The sequence below is a fragment of the Pseudomonas sp. BF-B-30 genome (assembly GCF_019956305.1).
GTDB lineage: Bacteria > Pseudomonadota > Gammaproteobacteria > Pseudomonadales > Pseudomonadaceae > Aquipseudomonas > Aquipseudomonas jessenii.
This window is the reverse complement of sequence record NZ_JAHBDG010000012.1, coordinates 24,502-45,411: the sequence shown is the minus strand read 5'-3', so window position 1 is coordinate 45,411 and position 20,910 is coordinate 24,502. Positions and strand designations below refer to the sequence as shown.

Sequence of the window (20,910 nt, the reverse complement as noted above, 5' to 3'; positions counted from 1 at the left end):
GTTCACGCTCCCCCAAGCGCTTTTGGATGCTGCCTGTACCTCGCTACCGACTTTCGAACACCTTCCAGAGGTCTGTGTAACAGAAAACGCGTACACAGGCCTCTGGCTGACGACAACCGGTCTGACCGGCAGCGGGTTACTGTGATTTTCTGACCCGCAGGTACCACTCGGACAGCAGTCGTACCTGTTTGTCGGTGTAGCCCCGCTCGACCATCCGTGTGACGAAGTCGTTGTGTTTCTGTTGGTCCTCTTTGCTGGCCTTGGCATTGAAGCTGATGACCGGCAGCAGGTCCTCGGTGTTGGAGAACATTTTCTTCTCGATGACCACCCGCAGTTTTTCGTAGCTGAGCCAGGTCGGGTTCTTGCCGTTGTTGTTGGCCCGGGCGCGCAGTACGAAGTTGACGATTTCGTTGCGGAAATCCTTCGGATTGCTGATGCCGGCCGGTTTTTCGATTTTCTCCAGTTCTTCGTTCAACGCTACGCGGTTGAGGATCTCGCCGGTTTCCGGGTCGCGGTATTCCTGGTCCTGGATCCAGAAGTCGGCGTACAGCACATAACGATCGAAGATGTTCTGGCCGTACTCGCTGTAGGACTCGAGGTAGGCGGTCTGGATCTCCTTGCCGATGAATTCGATGTAACGCGGTGCCAGGTACTCCTTGAGGAAGCGCAGATAGCGTTCGCGGGTCTCGGCCTGGAACTGTTCCTGCTCGATCTGTTGTTCCAGCACGTAGAGCAGGTGCACCGGGTTGGCGGCAATTTCGTGCGGGTCGAAGTTGAACACCTTCGACAGGATCTTGAACGCGAAGCGGGTCGACAGACCGTTCATGCCTTCGTCGACGCCCGCATTGTCGCGGTATTCCTGGATCGACTTGGCTTTCGGATCGGTGTCCTTGAGGTTCTCGCCGTCGTACACGCGCATCTTCGAGTAGATGTTTGAGTTTTCCGGCTCCTTGAGGCGCGAGAGCACGGTGAACTGGGCCAGCATCTTCAGGGTGTCCGGCGCGCAATGCGCCTTGGCCAGCGAACTGTTGAACAGCAGCTTGTCGTAGATCTTCACTTCGTCGCTGACCCGCAGGCAGTACGGGACTTTGACGATGTAGATCCGGTCGATGAAGGCTTCGTTGTTCTTGTTGTTGCGGAAGGTGTGCCACTCCGATTCGTTGGAGTGTGCCAGCAGGATCCCGGTGAACGGAATCGCGCCGAGGCCTTCGGTACTGTTGTAGTTGCCTTCCTGGGTGGCGGTCAGCAGTGGGTGCAGCACCTTGATCGGTGCCTTGAACATTTCGACGAATTCCATCAGGCCCTGGTTGGCCCGGCACAGGGCGCCCGAGTAGCTGTAGGCGTCGGCGTCGTTTTGCGGGAACTCCTCCAGTTTGCGGATATCGACCTTGCCCACCAGCGCCGAGATGTCCTGGTTGTTTTCGTCGCCAGGTTCGGTCTTGGCCACAGCGACCTGGTTGAGGATCGACGGGTAGAGTTTGACCACGCGGAACTGACTGATGTCGCCACCGAATTCGGCCAGGCGTTTGGTCGCCCATGGCGACATGATGGTGTTGAGGTAGCGCCGTGGAATGCCAAAGTCTTCCTCGAGGATCGCGCCATCTTCGGTGGCGTTGAAAAGACCCAGGGGCGACTCGAAAACCGGCGAGCCCTTGATTGCATAGAAGGGCACTTTTTCTATCAATTGCTTGAGCTTCTCGGCCAGGGACGATTTACCGCCACCGACAGGGCCGAGCAGGTACAGGATCTGTTTCTTCTCTTCCAGGCCCTGAGCGGCATGGCGGAAATACGACACGATCTGGTCGATGCATTCTTCCATCCCGTGGAAGTCTTCAAAGGCCGGATAGCGGCGAATGACCTTGTTGGAGAAGATGCGCGACAGTCTCGAGTTGGTCGAGGTGTCGAGCAGTTCCGGTTCACCGATGGCCAGCAATAGACGCTCGGCGGCGGAGGCGTAGGCGCTGCGGTCCTGTTTGCACAGCTCAAGATACTCTTGCAGAGAGAGTTCTTCCTGGCGTGTGGACTCGAAGCGTTGTTGGAAGTGGCTAAAGATACTCATGACGTCACCTCGCTCGATACGTGGAGCCGACGCCGGATCACTCAGTCGATGCTGGCAGCAACCGAACAGGCGATTGCTGTTTACCCCCCAGAACTCTCCCGGAGCTGACTACTCCGAAAGCTACTCCCGATGACCCGTGCGCCGGTGTACCGGCTCTCCCCTGTTTTGGATGGCCTGGGCTTAAGGATAGTTGGGAATTCGGGAGGTAAAGGCGAGATACGTAATTAGTTGTGGCAGACCGTTCGTCTGCCACCGCGCTAGCCCGCGGGAGCCGGGGCCTGCAACGTTACAAAAAAATTATTCAGTGGTGCCTTGCGCCGTTTCCGCAGGATACGTCGTACGCCACAACTCGAATCCGCCATCCATGCTGTAGACGTCGGAGAAGCCCTGGCTGACCAGGTAAGCGGCCGCGCCCTGGCTGGAATTGCCGTGATAGCAGACCACCACGGTCGGTGCATCGAGGTCGGCACCCTGGATGAAAGCGTGCAGGGAATGGTTGTCCAGATGCTTGGAGCCTGCGATGTGCAGGGCGGCAAAAGTGGCCGGGTCGCGGACGTCGACCACCACTGCGCCTTGTTCGCGCAGGGCTTGGGCCTGTTCCGGGGGAATACGTTTGAATTCGCTCATGGCGGGCTCCTGTGGCTCGGCTGAATGGGCAGTCTAGCGCGGGGCGCTGGCTGGCGATGTTTGGGGAATGGATGAGGCGACTGGCGGTACGGCATGACCGTGTTCATCGCATTTGCAGGACAGGCGCTCAAAGCTGTCGACGTTCATCAGGGTCAGGGCGCCGCCCCAGACACAGCCTGTATCGAGCGCCGAAATACCCGGCTCTTCGACGTTGCCTTCCAGCGCTGCCCAGTGACCGAAAATGATTTTCAGATTCTTGGTCTTGCGTTCCTTGTGCTGGAACCAGGGTTTGTAGCCAGGTGGTGCGGTATCGAGGCCTTCCTTGCTCTTGAGGTCGAGTTTGCCTTCGGCGGTGCAGAAACGCATGCGGGTGAAATAGTTGGTGATCACCCGCAGGCGCGTCACGCCTTTGAGGTCGTTGTCCCATTTCGCCGGATCGTTGCCGTACATGCCATCGAGGTAGGGCGGCAACAGGTTGTCGTCACGCAAGGCAGCCTCGACTTCGGCGGCACACTTCAAGGCCTTGCGCAGCGACCACTGCGGTGGAATGCCGGCATGGACCAGTACAAGGTTGCGCTGTTCGTCGTAGTGCATGAGTTTTTGCTGACGCAGCCATTCGAGCAGTTCAGCGCTATCGGGCGCTTCAATGATCTCGCGCAGGGTGTCGGCCTTCTTCAGGCGTTCGATATTGCGTCCGGCCGCCAACAAGTGCAGGTCATGGTTGCCGAGCACACACACCAGCGATTCGCGAATGCTGTAGAGGAAGCGCAAGGTTTCCAGCGACTGCGGGCCGCGGTTGACCAGGTCGCCCACCAGCCACAGACGGTCGCGTTTCGGGTCGAACGCCACTTGTTTGAGCAGGCATTGCAGGGCCTGAAGACAGCCTTGCAGGTCACCGACAGCGTACGTTGCCATCAGTGCAGGGCTCCGGGCACCGCCAGGCGGAAGGGCGCGATGATGGCATCGAAATGTTTACCGTCGTCGGACAGCATCTGATAGGTGCCTTGCATGGTGCCGACCTTGGTGGTCATGACCGTGCCGCTACTGTAGGTGTGGCTCTTGCCGGGGTCGATCAACGGTTGCTGGCCGACTACGCCTGCACCGCGCACTTCTTCGACATGCCCGTCGCCATCGGTGATGACCCAGTGTCGTGAAAGCAGTTTGGCGGGCATCAGGCCATTGTTTTGCACGGTGATGGTGTAGGCGAAGGCAAAGCGGTCGTGCTCGGGTTGCGATTGTTCTGCCAGATAGCGGGTGACGACGCTGACGTCGACCTGATAGCGAGGATCGGACATGCAAAGGGCCTTAAAAACGAAGCGGGACGCGGGGCGTAGCTGTTGGGGTTCAGTCTAGGCCAAGTATCGGGTAGTAGACCAGAGTGGCGTCCTACCCGATAGCGCTCATCGCCTGTCAGTCAGCGGCAGGCTTTTGTTCGCTGAGCTTGTCGGCCAGGCGCACGAACGCGGCCAGGTCGAGTTGCTCGGGACGCAGGCTGCCATCGACGCCGGCTGCTTCGATTTCGGCATTGCTCAGCAGCAGCTTGAGAGTGTTGCGCAGGGTTTTGCGGCGCTGGTTGAAAGCTTCGCGCACGACGCGTTCCAGCAGGCGGTGATCCTTGGCCGGGTGTGGCAGTACCGCGTGGGGTACCAGGCGCACGATGGCCGAATCGACTTTCGGCGGCGGGTTGAACGCGCCCGGGCCGACGTTGAACAGGTGCTCGACCCGGCAGTGGTACTGAACCATGATCGACAAGCGACCCCAGTCACCACCACCAGGGCCGGCAGCCAGGCGCTCGACCACTTCCTTTTGCAGCATGAAGTGCATGTCGCGAATCAGGTGCGAGTTGTGCAGCAGGTGAAAAATCAGCGGCGTGGAGATGTTGTACGGCAGGTTGCCGACCACGCGCAGGCTGCCAGGCGCGGCATTCAGGCTGTTGAAGTCGAACTTCAGTGCATCGCCCTGATGCAGGTTGAAGTTGCTCTTGCCGGCAAACTGCTGGTTGAGGATCGGGATCAGGTCCTTGTCCAGCTCCACCACATCGAGTTGCGCGCCGCTGCTGAGCAGGCCTTGGGTCAGTGCGCCCTGGCCCGGGCCGATTTCCAGCAGGCGGTCTTCTGCCTTGGCATGAATGGAGCGCAGGATGCGGTCGATAACGCCGGCATCGTGCAGAAAGTTCTGGCCAAAGCGTTTGCGCGCCTTGTGTTGGTAATGCTCGGTCATAAACGGGTCTCGGCCATCTGGTAGGCGGTTTCCAGGGCGACTTGCAGGCTGCCGGTGTCGATCTTGCCGCTGCCGGCCAGGTCCAGGGCGGTGCCGTGGTCGACCGATGTGCGGATGATCGGCAAGCCAAGGGTCACGTTGACTGCCGCGCCGAAGCCTTTGTACTTCAGCACCGGCAGACCCTGGTCGTGGTACATCGCCAGCACCGCATCGCAGTGCTCCAGATATTTGGGGGTAAACAGAGTGTCGGCGGGCAGGGGGCCACGAAGGTCCATGCCCTCGCCGCGCAGGCGCTCTAATGTGGGTTCGATGATATCGATTTCTTCATGGCCCAGGTGTCCGCCTTCGCCGGCATGGGGGTTGAGCCCGCAAACCAGGATGCGTGGCCGGGCGATGCCGAACTTGTTTTGCAGGTCGGTGTGCAGGATTCGCGTGACACGCTCCAGACGCTCCGGCGTGATTGCATCGGCAATCTCGCGAAGGGGCAGGTGAGTGGTCACCAGGGCTACGCGTAAGCCGCGCGTTGCCAGCATCATCACCACTTGCGCGGTGTGGGTCAGGTCGGCGAGGAATTCCGTGTGCCCGGAAAAGGCGATGCCGGATTCGTTGATTACGCCTTTGTGCACCGGCGCGGTAATCATGCCGGCGAAATCTCCGCTCAGGCAGCCTTGGCCGGCGCGGGTCAGGGTTTCCAGTACGAAGGCAGCGTTGGCCTTGTCCAGTTGCCCGGCGACGACTTTGGCATTGAGCGGTGTATCCCAGACATACAGGCTGTTGGCTGGAGCCGGTGCGTCCGGCCAGCTGTCCGGTGTGACCGACAGCAAATCGACAGCCACGCCCAGTTGCGCGGCCCGCTCAATAAGCAGGTCGCGGCTGGTAATGGCAATCAGGGGGTGAGGCTGGGCTTGCGAGGCGAGCAGCAGGCACAGGTCGGGACCTATGCCGGCCGGTTCGCCGGGTGTCAGCGCGAAACGTTGGGGTTTCACTGCGCTGCCTGGTCGGCGCCAGGGAGTTTGATTTCCACGTACGCTTCGTCACGGATCTGACGCAGCCAGGTTTGCAGCTCTTCGTCGTATTTGCGGTTACGCAAAACGGTCATTGCTTGCTGCTCGCGAGCCTGTGTGGTGCTGTCGGTGGCGCGACGGCCAAGGACTTCCAGGACATGCCAGCCGTATTGAGTCTGGAACGGCTTGGACAGCTGACCTTGCGGGGTCCTGGCCATCACTTCGCGGAACTCGGGCACCAGTGCGTTCGGGTCGATCCAGTTCAGATCGCCGCCGTTGAGGGCGGAACCCGGGTCTTCCGAGTAGCTTTTCGCCAGCTCGCCGAAGTCTTCGCCAGCCTCGATACGGCTGTAGAGCGAGTCAGCCAGGGCCTTGGTTTTTGCTTCGTCGCGGATCGGGCTCGGTTTGACCAGGATGTGGCGCACATGCACTTCATCGCGCATCTGGGTCTGGCCGCCACGCTTTTCGAGGATCTTCAGGATGATGAAGCCGCCCGGGGTGCGCATTGGCTGGGTGACATCGCCCACCGGCATGGTGCTCAGCAGGCGATCGAACGGCGGTGGCAATTGAGCGGCTTTACGCCAGCCCATGTCACCACCTTCCAGTGCGGTTTCGCTGGCGGACTTGGCGATCGCCAACTGACTGAAGTCAGCGCCTTGCTTGAGCTGCTGGTAAATCGCATCGGCCTGTTTGGCTGCGCTCTGAATCGCGTCGGAGTTGGCGCTTTCCGGCGTAGGAATCAGGATGTTGGCCAGGTGGAACTCTTCAGACAGCTGCATTTTGCCCAGGTCCGACGCCAGGAAGTTCTTCACTTCCTGCTCGGAGACCTGAATGCGTTCGGCAACCCGACGCTGGCGTACACGGCTGATGACCATTTCGCGGCGAATCTGCTCACGTGCGTCGTCGTAGGACAGGCCGTCGCGAGTCAGGGCGGCGCGGAACTGCTCGACCGACATGTTGTTGCGCTGGGCAATGGTGCCGACAGCCTGGTTCAACTCTTCATCGGTAATGCGGATGCCGGAACGCTCGCCGATCTGCAATTGCAGGTTTTCGACGATCAGGCGCTCAAGTACCTGCTGCTCCAGCACGCTGGCCGGCGGCACGGCAGAGCCACGCTTGGCAATGGTTTGCTGAACTTCATGAACCCGTTGGTCCAGTTGGCTCTGCATGACCACGTCGTTGTCGACGATGGCCACCACTTTATCGATGGACTGTACGGCGGCGTTCGCGGCCGTACTCAGGAACAGCGCGCCGAGCATCAGCGGGCGCAAACAATCAGAAAGCTTGGTCTTCACGTTCACGATAACCTTGAATGCCTTTGTCGAGGAAGCTCTCTGCCTTGGAGCCGGTGAGGCCGCCGAGTCCCTTCAGAACAATTTGGAGGAAGACGCCATGGTCGCCTTTTTCGTTTTGCGGTGCTTCCTGACTGAACTCGTCATAGGAGACCCAGTAACGGTTGATCAGGCGCAGTTTCCAGCAGCAACTGTCGTACTCGAAACCACCGAAGGCTTCCAGGGTACGGTTGCGGTTGTAGTCATACTGCCAACGGCTGATAGCGCTCCATTGCGGCACGATCGGCCAGATTACCGAGAAGTCGTGCTGTTGGATCTTGTAGTAATCCTTCACGTAGCCAGGAGTGCCAGGGGTGCCGTAGTCACCGCCGAACTGCCATTTACCGGTGTTCTGGTTGTAGATCACCTGGTCGTTACGATAGCGATAGCCGAGGTTGACGACCTTGTTCGGGTTGTCTTCAGGCTGGTAATGGAACATCGCGCTGCCCGAGCGAGGGCTGCGGCTGTCCGGGTCCCAGTTGTAATCGGCCGTGGTGCGCCAGTCGCGGTTCCAGCGATACTCATATTCCAGCGCATATGGGGAGACGCTGGCTTTGGCGTCGTCACGGTCGTTGAAGTTCACGCCAGGCAACTGAACCTCGCGGTCCTTGAAGTACAAGGCTTGGCCGACACTGATGCGTTGACGCTCGAAACCGTCGTCTTCGATCCAGCGGTTGGTCACGCCCAGGGACAATTTGTTTTCATCGCCGACACGGTCGGAGCCGGAGAAACGGTTGTCACGGAACAGCGACGCATAGTTGAATGTGTATTCGCTGGTATCGAATACCGGGATGTCTTCCTGATCTACCTCAGGTACGTACAGGTAGAACAGGCGCGGCTCGAGGGTCTGGCGGTAGTTCTTGCCGAACCATTGGGTATTTCGATCGAAGTACAGACCACTGTCGATGCTGGCGATCGGTACGCCGCGATTCTGGTTGCTGTCAAAATCACCATTGAAATTTTTAGTCCCGGCTGCCGCTGCGGCTTGATTTTGCTGCGCGACCTGAGTTTTGCCGAGACCGTCCAGATCCAGTTGGTACTGCGTGTACTGGTACTTAAGCGTTGGCTTCAGGAATCCGTAGGTCCAGTTCAGTGGCAGGCTGACAGCCGGTGCCAGGTTGAGGCGATCGCCATTGGCGCGTGCCAGGCCGACAACGTTGGTATCTAGCCGTGGAGACACATTACCGTCTTCGTCGGTGAAGGTGCCGTTCTTCAGATCCCGGTCAAACCGCACGAGTTCGGTGCTGTACGTGAAGTCCAGGCCTTCCGGATGATAAGGCAGCATACCGTCGAGGGTGAGCTGCGGCAGGCGGTCGTACGGCGTAATGTTCGATACGCTCGCCAGTTGGTATGCCTGGGCGTTCGCGCGAGCGGTATAGCTGTCGCCGCGATAGGTGACAGAGCCCTGCTGGTTCACGTAGTCGTTGCTTTTCACGCCAATCTGGTCGGACTGCAGATCCTGGAAGTAATACGGATCGCTGATCTTGGTGTAGTCGACTTGCGTGAGTACTCGCGAGTCGAGACCACCCTTGTGCTGCCAGTTGTACATGTAGCGGGTTTTTTCGGCGTCGGTCTGCTTGTCGCGCTCGTCGCTTTCGTCGTTGAGGTACGCCGCACCGAACTGGCCTTCGCTGGATTTGGTCAGGTAGCGGAATTCGCCTTCCATCAACAAGCCGTGCTTTTCCATGTAGCGCGGGTACAACGTGGCATCGTAGTTCGGCGCCAGGTTGAAGTAGTACGGGGTGACCAGCATGAAGCCGGTATCGCTGCCGGTGCCGATGGTCGGCGGCAGGAAACCCGACTGGCGACGGTCGTCGATCGGGAAATAGATGTACGGCGTGTACAGGACCGGAATGTCCTTGACCCGCAGCGTCACGTTGGTTGCCGTACCGAAGCCGGTGGCCGGGTTCAGGGTGATGTTGTTGCCCTTGAGCTGCCAGGCGTTGCTGTTCGGTTCGCACGTGGTGTACGTACCATCCTTGAGGCGGATGATCGCGTTCTCGGCACGTTTGGCGTACAGCGCATTACCGCGGATGCGCGATTTGTGCATCACGTATTCGGCGTTGTCGACCTTCGCTTCACCGGTGTCGAGCTGCACGTCGGCGTGGTCGCCAACGATCAGGGCACCGTTGTCGCGAATGCGCACGTTGCCGTTCAGTTCGCCACGGCTTTCGGCCTGATACAGGTTGGCTTCGTCGGCTTCGACCTGCATGCTGCCCTGACGCATGACAACGTCGCCGGCCAGGGTCGCAACTTGCTCATCCTGCTTATAGCGGGAGGCTTTTGCGCCGATAAAGGTTGGAGCGTCACTTTTATCCGTCTTGTCATCCATGCCAGGACGAATCGGTTCGATATAGGAACCGGAGCAATAAGGACCGGTTTCGGCCAATTGTGCGGCGGTAAGCTGCTCGCGGGGAACCCAGTCGAGGTGACTGTAGTCTGCGCTACGCGACTTCAGGCCACGGCCTTCGGATTCGGTGACCAGCACCGGCTTGGCGCCGGTGTCTTCGCTGGAACCGCTCTCGGCCGGGGCTTCGCCGGTAGCGGAGACTGCGCTGCCGTCATGGACGGGACGCGGTGGCAATGCAGCCGCCGGCGTCTTTGGCGCACAGTCCCAGGAACCCGAAGCAGAGACTGAGCAGTCAAACTGTTCCGCGGCGACCACGTAGGAAGTGGCAAGGGGTTGCAGCGCCAGCAAACTGCCGGTAACCAACAACGGAAATTTTTTACGAAACGCGGGGGATTTCAATGCCATCTTATTAGTCCGGGCTTCCTGCGTGCCATCTGCCCGCGGTGTGGGCCGCACGCCTCTCGATGGTCTGAAAAAGATGCTGGATAATAAAGCATGACCCGCTTGACGGCTAGCGCCGTCGGAGACCCTTGCAATGCCTGATCAAGATGTACGCTTGCAACACCTGAAAGTTTGGCTCGATGAACAATTGGCGACCCTTTTTGCCGAGCAGGGCTGGGGCGTCGTACCCCCGGCCACGTTGACTGCGGCCAGTAGCGACGCGAGTTTTCGGCGGTATTTCCGCTGGGAAGGCGGTGACAAAAGTTTCATCGTGATGGACGCGCCGCCGCCCCAGGAAAACTGCAAACCCTTCGTGGATATCGCCTTTTTGCTGGCGAAATCCGGAATAAATGTGCCGAGAATTTATGCCGAAGACCTCGAGCGCGGCTTTCTTTTGCTCAATGACCTGGGCAACAAGACCTACCTGGACGTCATCGAAAGCGAAAACGCCGACGATTTGTTCAAGGATGCCCTGCAAGCGTTGCTGACTTTCCAGCAGCTGCCGATGGTTGCGCCTCTACCGAGCTATGACGTGGCCTTGCTTCGTCGCGAGCTGGAGCTGTTCCCCGAGTGGTACGTGAAGCGCGAATTGGGCATCGAACTGGACGCGGCGCAGCAAGTGCTCTGGCAGCAGGTCAGCGAACTGTTGATCGACAGTGCCCTGGCACAGCCAAAAGTCCTGGTGCATCGCGACTACATGCCGCGCAACCTGATGCTCAGCGAGCCCAATCCCGGCGTGTTGGACTTCCAGGATGCGGTGTATGGCCCGGTGACCTACGACGTGACCTGCCTGTTCAAGGACGCATTCCTCAGCTGGCCCGATGAGCGCGTGCACGGCTGGCTCGAAAGCTACTGGCAGCAAGCGGGTGCCCTCGGGATTCCGGTTCAGCCCGACTTCGAGGACTTCCTGCGTGCCAGCGACTTGATGGGCGTGCAACGTCACCTGAAAGTCATCGGCATTTTCGCGCGCATCTGCCATCGCGACGGCAAACCGCGTTACCTGGGTGATGTGCCACGTTTCTTTGCGTACATAGACGCGGTGATCGCGCGCCGCCCTGAACTGGCCGAGCTGGATGTATTGCTGGCCAGTCTGCGTGCCGGAGTGAAAGCATGAAGGCAATGATTCTGGCCGCGGGCAAAGGCGAGCGCATGCGCCCGCTGACCCTGACTACGCCAAAACCGCTGGTTCGTGCAGGCGGCGTGCCGCTGATCGAGTATCACCTGCGAGCACTGGCCGCCGCCGGCTTCACCGACATTGTGATCAATCACGCCTGGCTCGGTCAGCAGATCGAAGACTATCTGGGTGATGGTTCGCGTTATGGCGTGAGCATTCAGTACTCGGCCGAAGGTGACCCCCTGGAAACCGGCGGCGGAATTTTCCGCGCGTTGCCATTGTTGGGGGATGAAGCGTTTGTCGTGGTCAACGGCGACATCTGGACCGATTACGACTTCAGCGTGCTGCATCAGCCCATCAACGGCCTGGCGCACCTGGTGCTGGTCAGCAACCCGCCCCATCATCCGGCCGGGGACTTCAGCCTGGTAGAAACGCGGGTGCTCGACGGTCAACCAGGGGCTGGCACCTTGACCTACAGCGGTATCGCCGTGTTGCATCCGCAGTTGTTCGACGGTTGCACCGAGGGGGCCTTCAAGCTCGCTCCGCTGTTGCGCAAGGCCATGGCTGACGGGCAGGTGACCGGCGAGCAGCTGAGGGGGCACTGGGTCGATGTCGGCACTCACGAGCGTCTGGCCGAAGTTGAAACATTAATAGAAGCGAGCCGCTGAGATGCTGTGGCCAGGGACTCTGATCGGAGCCGGAGCAGGCTTTGCCATAGCCAGCATTCCGGGGGCCATGCTCGGCGCGTTGTTGGGGCAGGCGCTGGACCGGCGCTTGCACCTGCAGAGTTGGGGGCATTTGCTGGAAAAGCTTGGTGGTCGTCCGGTGCTGCGCAACGATGAATTGCTCTTCGTGCTACTGGGACGTCTGGCGAAGTGCGACGGGCGGGTGGTGGATGGCCACATCCAGCAGGCCCGGGCGGAAATGCGCTCGCTGGAAATGTCCGAGCCGGCCCAGCGTCGGGCGATTGCCGCGTTCAATCGTGGTAAATCGGGCAATGACCGCCTGCGCGGTTATCTGCGTCGCCTGAGTGCCCAGCCCCATGCGGCGGAAGGCGTGTTGCGCGCCTGCTGGCGAATGGTCTGGGCCGATGGTCGTGCCGGCAGCAGTGAACGTCAATTGATCGGCCAATGGGGCAAATGGCTGGGCTGGACGCCCCGTCAGGTGCAGGCGTTGGCCCACGACTATGAGCCGCAGAAGCGGCCATTGGGCAACAGTGTGCCAAGTTATCAGGACGCGTTGAGGCTTTTGGGGGTGTCGGCCACCACTGAACCGGCGCAGATCAAGCGTGCATACCGGCGCCTGCTCAGTCGTCATCATCCGGACAAGATTGCCGGCAGTGGCGCGACGGCGACGCAGGTGCGTGAGGCCACCGAGCGAACGCGTGAACTGCATAACGCCTATACGCTGATTCGGGAGCGGCGGGATTTTCGCTAGCCCGGAAAATTTGCGTCGCCAGTGATACCGCTATCGCGAGCAAGCTCGCTCCCACAGGTTTTATGTCGTCCGCAATTTTGTGATCGGCATAAAACCCGTGGGAGCGTGGCTTGCCCGCGATGACGGCGCCTCGGTCTGTCAGCCCGCCGGGTTCTGCGGATTCAACCAACCCCGCACCCGACGGAACAGTTGCTCCTGTTCGGCTTTGGTATCCGGCAACGCCTTGAGCGCGACCTGGCTGAATGCCGACGTTTTCACCCGTTTGTTGGCCTGCAGACGGGCTAGCGCCGCATTGCGATCCAGCGGCTTGTCCATGTAGAAGATGTCGGCGGTCGGCAGTTTCAGATTCGGCGCCAGCTCATCCAGCTCGGGTTTCGCTTGAGCAGGTGTCTGCGCAGCGACCATGAGGAAGCGCTCGATTTGCGAAGGCTGCTTCTCGCTTAAATAGCGCGCCGCCCAATAAGCGCCGGTGCCATGCCCCAACACCACGATACTGCGGGCGCTTTGCTGTTCGGCGAATGCAATCGCGGCGTCGATCCGGGCGAAGATGCGCTCGGCATCTGCCTTGGACTGTGCTTCGGTGGTTTCGGTGACGGCCTTGTCGGCCACATCGGCCTCGCCTCCGGCCACCTGTTCGATAGGGGCTGCGGTGGTCGAGTCTTTACTGCCGGTTTCGGCGGGCTTGGGAGCCGGCGCTGCTTCCACGATTCGTGGCGCAATGGCGTCGCTTTGCAGGTCCGGCAAGGTGATACTCAGGCTGCTCCACTCGGCATCCGGCAATTTGCGCCGCAAAGGGCCGATCGCTTGCGGCCAGTCAACGGTTTCACCGGCGCCGGGGATGACAATCACCGCGCCTTTAGGTTCGGCGGTATTGGCCGGTTTCCACAAGGCCAGAAAGGTGTCGGGGCCTGCTTGCAATTGTTGCTGTTCCTGAGCCGGGATTTTTCGCTCAAGTGCAGTCGCTTCTTCCTGACTACGCTCAGGCAGCGGCTGACGTTCAAGTGGTTTTCCTTCGGCGGTTTTTTCCTCCGCGGCGGGCGCCGGGTCGGCCGCCTTGACGGAAAAAGCGCAAGGCAGGATCAGCGACAGGCACAATGCTGGCAGTGCCAGGCGGTAGACAGAGGGCATCGGGTATTCCAGGCCAGAAGTTGTTCCGGCAGCCTAATGGGTTGGTCAGTATTTGTCAGTGTGTGAGAGTTCAATGATGCTTTTTCGCTGCCTGTGGGTTATCGGCTGTTTGTGGTTTCCCTTGATGGGCTGGGCGGCCGCCGCGCCCCCGGCGCCCGCTGCCCAACTGTCTCCGGAACAACGGCACTGGCTGGCGCAGCAGGGCGAGTTGCGGGTCGGCGTGGTGTTGCAGGCGCCCTATGCGCAATACGATCGCCGCTTGCAGCGCCTGTCCGGGGTGAACGTCGAGTTGATGAAGTGGCTCGCAAAAAACCTCAATGTCGAACTGAGTTGGCGCAATTTTCCCGATCTTGAGCAATTGGAAGCCGCGGCCCGCGAGGGCGAAATCGACATCGCCCCGGGGGTGACCCAGACCCCTGGCGGGCTGCGCCTCTGGCAGTTTTCCGACCCCTACATGCGGGTGCCGCAATTGGTGGTCAGCGATCAGAAAAGCGCTGGCGCGGTCGAGCTGGAAAAACTCGACAGCCAGACCCGCGTCGCCGTACGCATGCCCAGTGCCATCGCCGATTACCTGCGCAGCAACTACCCGCATCTGAATCTGCAAGGCGTACCGATGGAGCGCCAGGCATTGCAATTATTGGCGGGCCAGCAGGCGGCTTATGCGGTGGTCGATGAGGCGCAGCTGGGACGCTTGTCGGTCGAACCGGAGTTCGCCGGATTGGTGGTGGTGGGGGATGTCGGCCTGCCGCAGTTGCTGCGGGTGGCCACGCTCCGTGACAAACCGGAACTGGCGGGCATTGTCGAAAGTGCATTGCGGGCGATCCCGGCCAAGGATCTGGAGCAACTGCACAATCAATGGCTGCAGCCCAAGTATCCGCGGCTCACCGAGTCGCCGGGGTTTTGGCAGAACCTCTGCCTGCTGCTGGCCGTGCTGGCGATGAGTTGCATGGCCATCGTGGTCTGGCAGCGTCGCCAGCAGCACAACCTGGAGCAGCGCCTGTTGGCCGCGCAGGAAGACATTGCCTTGCGCGCCGCCAGCGAAGAGGCCTTGCGGCTCACCCAGTTTTCCATCGACCAGAGCACCGTCGGCATCCTCTGGGTCAACTGGGACAGCCATGTGCGCTACGCCAACCGCGCGGCGGAAAGCATGCTGGGCTATCCGGCCGGAGGGATCATCGATCGGCCCCTGATCGATTTCGAGCCCGGCCTGCACATGGACCGTTGGCTGAACCTGTGGAAGCGCGCCCGGGCCAGTGAGGAGGGCCCGCAAAGTTTCGAATCCAATTGCGTGCGGGCTGATGGCAGCATCCTGCCGGCCGATGTCTCGTTGAGTTTCCTGCGCTTTCGCGATGGTGAGTACCTGGTGGTTTACCTCAACGATGTCACCGAGCGACGCCGCGCCCTGGCGGCCTTGCAGGAAAGCGAGGCGCGGCTGCAAGGTATCGCCGCCAACGTTCCGGGACTGGTTTTCCGGCTGGAGCGGGCGCCAGTGACCGGTCAGATCGACTTTGCCTACATCAGCGAAGGCAGCGAAAGCCTGGTGGGTTACTCGCCGGCCACGCTGGCGCATCGCGATAAAGGCCTGCGCAGCCTCGTGCATCCGGATGACAAGGTCAGCTATCACCAGACCCAGGATCATGCGCTGGATACCGACAGCGACTGGTCGTGGCAGGGGCGAATCCTGACGCGTCAGGGCGAGCAGCGTTGGGCGGAAATCAAGGCCATCACCCGCCGGCTGGAAGACGGCGCCTATGTTTGGGACGGGATCGTCTGGGACATCAGCGAGAGCAAGCGCATCGAAATTGAACTGGCCAGCTCCCGGGAACAACTGCGTGAGTTGTCCGCGCACCTGGAAAGCGTGCGCGAAGAAGAAAAAGCGCGCATTGCCCGGGAAGTTCACGACGAATTGGGGCAAATGCTCACCGTGTTGAAGCTGGAAACGTCCATGTGCGAACTGGCGTACGCCCAGCTCGACCCTGGTCTTAACGAGCGCTTGAACAGCATGAAACGCTTGATCGCTCAGTTGTTTCAGCTGGTCCGTGATGTGGCCACGGCATTGCGACCGCCGATTCTCGACGCAGGTATCGCCTCGGCCATTGAATGGCAGGCCCGCCGGTTCGAGGCGCGAACGCAGATCCCGTGTCTGGTGCAGGTGCCGGACAATTTGCCAGTGCTCAGCGATGCGAAGGCGATCGGCCTGTTTCGAATCCTTCAGGAGGCGCTGACCAATGTCATGCGGCACGCCCAGGCGCATACTGTTGAACTGACACTGACCCTTGAAGGCGACGAATTGTGTCTGACGGTCAGCGATGATGGCGTAGGATTTGTCGCCGCGCCTGGCAGGCCAACGTCCTTTGGGATCGTCGGCATGCGTGAGCGGGTGTTGATCCTGGGCGGCGAGTTGTCGCTGGAGAGTGAGCCGGGTGAGGGTACGACGTTAGAAGTGCGAGTGCCTCTGGACGAAGCCTGAAGAATTTGTGGTGTCTGTGCTGACGCCTTCGCGAGCAGGCTCCCACAGGGGGACGTATTCCAAATGTGGGAGCCTGCTCGCGAATGATCTTGAACCTGGAGAAGAACGTGATCCGTGTACTGGTAGCCGAAGACCACACCATTGTCCGCGAAGGCATCAAGCAGTTGATCGGCCTGGCCAAGGACTTGCTGGTGGTGGGGGAGGCGAGCAATGGCGAGCAGTTGCTCGACACCTTGCGTCATGTGCCCTGCGAAGTGGTGTTGCTGGACATCTCCATGCCGGGCGTCAACGGCCTGGAAGCGATTCCGCGGATTCGCGCCCTGAACAATCCGCCGGCGATTCTGGTGCTGTCGATGCACGATGAAGCGCAAATGGCCGCCCGGGCGCTGAAGGTCGGGGCTGCCGGTTATGCAACCAAGGACAGCGACCCGGCACTGTTGCTGACGGCCATTCGCAAAGTGGCGTCAGGCGGGCGTTACATCGACCCGGAACTGGCCGACCGCATGGTTTTCGAGGTCGGTCTTACCGACTCGCGTCCATTGCACTCGTTGCTCTCCGAGCGCGAATTCTCCGTGTTCGAACGCCTGGCCCAGGGCGCCAACGTAAACGACATCGCCCAGCAACTGGCGCTGAGCAGCAAGACCATCAGCACCCACAAGGCGCGGCTGATGCAGAAGCTCAACATCACCTCGCTGGCGGAACTGGTGAAGTACGCGATGGAACACAAGCTCCTCTAAAGCACACCGAAATTCAATGTGGGAGCGGGCTTGCTCGCGAAAGCGGTGTGTCAGTCGACATATCTGGTCCTGATAAACCGCTTTCGCGAGCAAGCCCGCTCCCACAGATTCGGTGGTGGCATATCCATTTACGACAGATCCAGATACCGCATGGGCTTGTTCTTGTGGCTTATAGCTGAGCCCTTGCCACTGCGTTTGCCAAAACGCGCCATCCTTGTAGGGAAATCCCTACCCCCAACCTTCCATCCGGCTGAGGCGAATCTCTCTTGCGCCCCGATTTGCGTGGTCCCCAGCGTCCACTAGGCTTAACCCCACAGCAGTCATCAATAACAAAGGTGTGGGTATGAGCCAGGTCGATTCAAGCGCAGGGGTCAATGATGTTCTGGTCAGCTTTCGTGGAGTGCAGAAGAGCTACGACGGCGAGAACCTGATCGTCAAGGACCTCAACCTGGACATTCGCAAGGGCGAATTCCTCACATTGCTCGGGCCGTCCGGCTCCGGCAAGACCACCAGCCTGATGATGCTCGCCGGCTTCGAAACGCCGACCGCGGGCGAAATCCTGTTGGCCGGGCGCGCCATCAACAACGTGCCGCCGCACAAGCGTGACATCGGCATGGTGTTTCAGAACTACGCGCTGTTCCCGCACATGACGGTGGCCGAGAACCTGGCGTTCCCGCTGACCGTGCGTGGCATGAACAAGAGCGACGTCAGTGCACGGGTCAAGCGCGTGCTGAGCATGGTCCAGCTCGATGCCTTCGCCCAGCGCTACCCGGCGCAGCTCTCCGGTGGTCAGCAACAGCGTGTGGCATTGGCCCGCGCGCTGGTGTTCGAGCCGCAACTGGTGCTGATGGACGAACCCCTCGGCGCACTCGACAAGCAGCTGCGTGAACACATGCAGATGGAGATCAAGCACCTGCACCAGCGCCTGGGCGTGACTGTGGTCTACGTGACCCACGATCAGGGCGAAGCCTTGACTATGTCCGACCGCGTGGCGGTGTTCCATCAGGGCGAAATCCAGCAGATCGCTCCGCCGCGCACCCTCTACGAAGAGCCGAAAAACACCTTCGTCGCCAACTTCATCGGCGAGAACAACCGCCTCAATGGCCGCCTGCACAGCCAAACCGGCGACCGTTGCATTGTGGAACTCGGGCGCGGTGAGAAAGTGGAAGCCTTGGCGGTCAACGTTGGCCAGACCGGCGAGCCGGTGACCCTGTCCATTCGTCCGGAGCGAGTGAGCCTCAACGGCTCCAGCGACCAATGCGTCAACCGCTTCTCCGGGCGAGTCGAGGAATTCATCTATCTGGGCGACCACGTCCGGGTTCGCATGGAAGTCTGCGGCAAGACCGACTTCTTCGTGAAACAGCCAATTGCCGAGCTTGATCCCTCGCTCGCCGTCGGCGATGTGGTACCGCTTGGCTGGCAGGTCGAGCACGTTCGCGCGCTCGATCCACTTTTAGAGGCGCATTGATCGCCCCGGCAACACCAACACCAACCCTGCACGTGGAGAGAACAATAAATGTTGAGATCCCTGAAATTCACCGCTTTGGCACTGGGCATGATGGGCGCGGCACACGCAATGGCCGCCGGCCCGGATCTGACCGTGGTGTCCTTTGGCGGTGCTAACAAGGCGGCTCAGGTCAAAGCCTTCTACGCACCTTGGGAAGCGGCAGGCAACGGCAAGATCGTGGCCGGCGAGTACAACGGCGAAATGGCCAAGGTCAAGGCCATGGTCGACACCAAGAGCGTGTCCTGGGATCTGGTAGAGGTTGAATCGCCGGAACTGTCCCGTGGTTGCGACGAAGACATGTTCGAGCAACTGGACCCGGCGCTGTTCGGCAAGACCGAAGACTACGTCAAGGGCGCCATCCAGCCTTGCGGTGTGGGTTTCTTCGTGTGGTCGACCGTGCTGGCCTACAACGCCGACAAACTGAAATCCGCACCGACCAGCTGGGTGGACTTCTGGGACACCAAGCAGTTCCCGGGCAAGCGTGGCCTGCGTAAGGGCGCCAAGTACACCCTGGAATTCGCACTGATGGCCGACGGCGTTGCGCCGAAAGACGTCTACAAAGTGCTGGCTGGCAAGGACGGTCAGGACCGCGCGTTCAAGAAGCTCGATGAGCTCAAGCCGAACATCCAGTGGTGGGAAGCTGGCGCACAACCGCCGCAATACCTCGCTTCCGGTGACGTGGTCATGAGTTCGGCCTACAACGGTCGTATCGCTGCCGTGCAGAAAGAAAGCAACCTGAAAGTCGTGTGGAACGGCGGCATCTACGACTTTGACGCATGGGCCATTCCAAAAGGTCTGGATGCCAAGCGCGCCGAAGCGGCGAAGAAATTCATCGCCTTCTCGGTACAGCCACAGCAGCAGAAGACCTACTCGGAAAACATCGCCTACGGCCCGGCCAACACCCAAGCCGTGCCGCTGCTGGCCAAGGATGTTCTGAAAGACATGCCGACCACCCCGGAAAACATTGCCAACCAGGTGCAGATCGACGTCAGCTTCTGGGCTGACAACGGCGAGCAACTGGAGCAGCGCTTCAATTCCTGGGCTGCGAAATAAGCAGAACCTTGTAATGGTGGGCTTGCCCCACCTGTGGGAGCGGGCTTGCTCGCGAAGACGTCAGCACATTCAGCATCATTGTTGACTGACACTCCGCCTTCGCGAGCAAGCCCGCTCCCACAATAACGATCGAGGTGGCATTCCCATCTCTGTAACGATCAAAGATTCCCGGAGTACGTCATGGCTATCGCCGTTCCCCTGAACGAGGGCACCAGCCCCACCTTGAAGCAGCGGCTCAAGCACGCCGAGCGGGTCAACCGCTGGAAGGCCCAGGCGTTGATCGCGCCGCTGGTGCTGTTTTTGTTGCTGGTGTTCCTGGTGCCGATCGTGGCGCTGCTCTACAAAAGCGTTGGCAACCCGGAAGTGGTCGGCGGCATGCCGCGCACCGTGACTGCCATCGCCAGTTGGGACGGCCGTGGCCTGCCCGCTGAACCGGTTTACAAAGCTGCGGCCGAAGACCTTGCCGAGGCTCGCAAAAATCAGACCCTGGGTGATCTGTCCAAGCGCCTGAACATGGAACTGGCCGGCTATCGCAGCCTGCTGACCAAAACGGCCCGCGCTTTGCCGCTTGCCACTGAACCGGCTTCCTATAAAGAAGCGCTGGAAGGCCTCGATGAGCGTTGGGGCGACCCGGCCTACTGGCAAGCGGTGCGCCGCAACACCAGCAGCATCACCCCGTATTACCTGCTGGCGGCTGTCGATCACCGCATCGACGACCTCGGCGAAATCGCCCCGGCCACCCCGGATCAGGCAATCTACCTCGACATCTTCGCCCGCACCTTCTGGATGGGCCTGATCATCACCGTGATCTGCCTGGTGCTGGCGTATCCTCTGGCTTACCTGCTGGCGAACCTGCCGTCGCGCCAGAGCAACCTGCTGATGATTCTGGTGCTGTTGCCGTTCTGGACTTCGATCCTGGTACGAGTCGCGGCGTGGATCGTGTTGCTGCAATCGGGTGGCCTGATCAACAGCGGCCTGATGGCCATGGGCATCATCGACAAGCCGATCGAGTTGGTGTTCAACCGCGTCGGTGTCTACATCTCCATGGTGCACATCCTGCTGCCGTTCATGATTCTGCCGATCTACAGCGTGATGAAAGGCATCTCGCCGACCTACATGCGCGCCGCGATTTCCCTCGGCTGCCATCCGTTCGCCAGTTTCTGGCGGGTGTACTTCCCGCAGACCTATGCCGGTGTCGGCGCCGGTTGCCTGTTGGTGTTCATCCTCGCCATCGGCTACTACATCACCCCGGCATTGCTGGGCAGCCCGAACGACCAAATGGTCAGTTACTTTGTCGCCTTCTACACCAACACCAGCATCAACTGGGGCATGGCGACCGCACTTGGTGGGCTGCTGTTGCTCGCGACGGTCGTGCTTTATCTGATTTACAGCTGGCTGGTAGGCGCAAGCCGCCTGCGCCTGAGCTAAGGGG

At 60.3% G+C, this 20,910-nt stretch carries 17 protein-coding genes; 8 read left to right on the top strand and 9 right to left on the bottom strand.

Annotation, left to right across the window (positions count from 1 at the left end; genetic code table 11):
- Positions 1-136: 136 nt before the first annotated feature.
- The 8 genes from KGB29_RS08775 to KGB29_RS08740 form a co-directional block, all read right to left on the bottom strand.
- Positions 137-2,059: a PrkA family serine protein kinase gene (locus KGB29_RS08775; RefSeq protein WP_057713069.1), complete on the bottom strand. Its 1,923-nt coding sequence runs from the start codon at positions 2,057-2,059 to the stop codon at positions 137-139.
- Positions 2,060-2,356: 297 nt separating this feature from the next.
- Positions 2,357-2,686, bottom strand: a complete 330-nt coding sequence (gene glpE / locus KGB29_RS08770) for a thiosulfate sulfurtransferase GlpE (RefSeq protein WP_057713070.1) — start codon at positions 2,684-2,686, stop codon at positions 2,357-2,359.
- A gap of 33 nt (positions 2,687-2,719) precedes the next feature.
- Positions 2,720-3,601 carry a symmetrical bis(5'-nucleosyl)-tetraphosphatase gene (locus tag KGB29_RS08765; RefSeq protein WP_150813997.1) on the bottom strand — a complete coding sequence of 294 codons (882 nt, stop codon included), beginning with the start codon at positions 3,599-3,601 and terminating at the stop codon, positions 2,720-2,722.
- Entirely contained in the window at positions 3,601-3,981 is a 381-nt protein-coding gene (gene apaG, locus KGB29_RS08760; RefSeq protein WP_150813996.1) for a Co2+/Mg2+ efflux protein ApaG, read from the bottom strand. Before apaG ends, KGB29_RS08765 begins: the two co-directional genes overlap by 1 nt.
- 115 nt (positions 3,982-4,096) lie before the next feature.
- The gene (rsmA, locus tag KGB29_RS08755) at positions 4,097-4,906 is read right to left on the bottom strand and encodes a 16S rRNA (adenine(1518)-N(6)/adenine(1519)-N(6))-dimethyltransferase RsmA (protein ID WP_046039480.1); all 810 of its coding nucleotides are present in this window, start codon (positions 4,904-4,906) and stop codon (positions 4,097-4,099) included.
- Positions 4,903-5,892: a 4-hydroxythreonine-4-phosphate dehydrogenase PdxA gene (gene pdxA / locus KGB29_RS08750; RefSeq protein ID WP_150813995.1), complete on the bottom strand. Its 990-nt coding sequence runs from the start codon at positions 5,890-5,892 to the stop codon at positions 4,903-4,905. The genes rsmA and pdxA overlap by 4 nt, the downstream gene beginning before the upstream one ends.
- Positions 5,889-7,205: a peptidylprolyl isomerase SurA gene (surA, locus tag KGB29_RS08745; RefSeq protein WP_150813994.1), complete on the bottom strand. Its 1,317-nt coding sequence runs from the start codon at positions 7,203-7,205 to the stop codon at positions 5,889-5,891. The genes pdxA and surA overlap by 4 nt, the downstream gene beginning before the upstream one ends.
- Positions 7,186-9,996: an LPS-assembly protein LptD gene (locus tag KGB29_RS08740; RefSeq protein WP_150813993.1), complete on the bottom strand. Its 2,811-nt coding sequence runs from the start codon at positions 9,994-9,996 to the stop codon at positions 7,186-7,188. The genes surA and KGB29_RS08740 overlap by 20 nt, the downstream gene beginning before the upstream one ends.
- 130 nt (positions 9,997-10,126) lie before the next feature.
- Here KGB29_RS08740 and KGB29_RS08735 point away from each other — a divergent pair, with 130 nt between their 5' ends.
- Genes KGB29_RS08735 through KGB29_RS08725 form a run of 3 tightly spaced genes read left to right on the top strand, consistent with a single transcriptional unit; the run spans position 10,127 to position 12,583 of the window.
- Positions 10,127-11,146 (top strand): aminoglycoside phosphotransferase family protein, encoded by a 1,020-nt coding sequence (locus KGB29_RS08735; RefSeq protein WP_150813992.1) that lies wholly within the window; start codon positions 10,127-10,129, stop codon positions 11,144-11,146.
- Complete coding sequence (murU, locus tag KGB29_RS08730; RefSeq protein WP_150813991.1) at positions 11,143-11,814, top strand: N-acetylmuramate alpha-1-phosphate uridylyltransferase MurU; 672 nt, start codon at positions 11,143-11,145, stop codon at positions 11,812-11,814. Before KGB29_RS08735 ends, murU begins: the two co-directional genes overlap by 4 nt.
- A gap of 1 nt (position 11,815) precedes the next feature.
- Positions 11,816-12,583, top strand: coding sequence for a TerB family tellurite resistance protein (locus KGB29_RS08725; protein ID WP_150813990.1), 768 nt, complete (start codon positions 11,816-11,818; stop codon positions 12,581-12,583).
- Between the two features lie 138 nt (positions 12,584-12,721).
- On the opposite strand, the gene KGB29_RS08720 is transcribed toward KGB29_RS08725, so the two are convergent.
- Positions 12,722-13,711 (bottom strand): alpha/beta hydrolase family protein, encoded by a 990-nt coding sequence (locus KGB29_RS08720; protein ID WP_150813989.1) that lies wholly within the window; start codon positions 13,709-13,711, stop codon positions 12,722-12,724.
- A gap of 73 nt (positions 13,712-13,784) precedes the next feature.
- Between KGB29_RS08720 and KGB29_RS08715 the strand changes: the two genes are divergently transcribed.
- The 5 genes from KGB29_RS08715 (at position 13,785) to KGB29_RS08695 (ending at position 20,906) form a co-directional block, all read left to right on the top strand.
- On the top strand, positions 13,785-16,181 hold the full coding sequence (locus KGB29_RS08715) for a PAS domain S-box protein (RefSeq protein ID WP_150813988.1): 2,397 nt from the start codon (positions 13,785-13,787) through the stop codon (positions 16,179-16,181).
- 83 nt (positions 16,182-16,264) lie between these two features.
- Positions 16,265-16,918 carry a response regulator transcription factor gene (locus tag KGB29_RS08710; RefSeq protein ID WP_007993216.1) on the top strand — a complete coding sequence of 218 codons (654 nt, stop codon included), beginning with the start codon at positions 16,265-16,267 and terminating at the stop codon, positions 16,916-16,918.
- A 343-nt stretch (positions 16,919-17,261) separates the two neighbouring features.
- A complete protein-coding gene (locus KGB29_RS08705; protein ID WP_150813987.1) occupies positions 17,262-18,386 on the top strand; it encodes an ABC transporter ATP-binding protein in 1,125 nt (374 codons plus the stop codon).
- Between the two features lie 48 nt (positions 18,387-18,434).
- Positions 18,435-19,478 (top strand): ABC transporter substrate-binding protein, encoded by a 1,044-nt coding sequence (locus KGB29_RS08700; RefSeq protein ID WP_057713080.1) that lies wholly within the window; start codon positions 18,435-18,437, stop codon positions 19,476-19,478.
- Between the two features lie 180 nt (positions 19,479-19,658).
- Entirely contained in the window at positions 19,659-20,906 is a 1,248-nt protein-coding gene (locus tag KGB29_RS08695) for an ABC transporter permease (RefSeq protein WP_007980201.1), read from the top strand.
- The last annotated feature ends 4 nt before the right edge of the window (positions 20,907-20,910 follow it).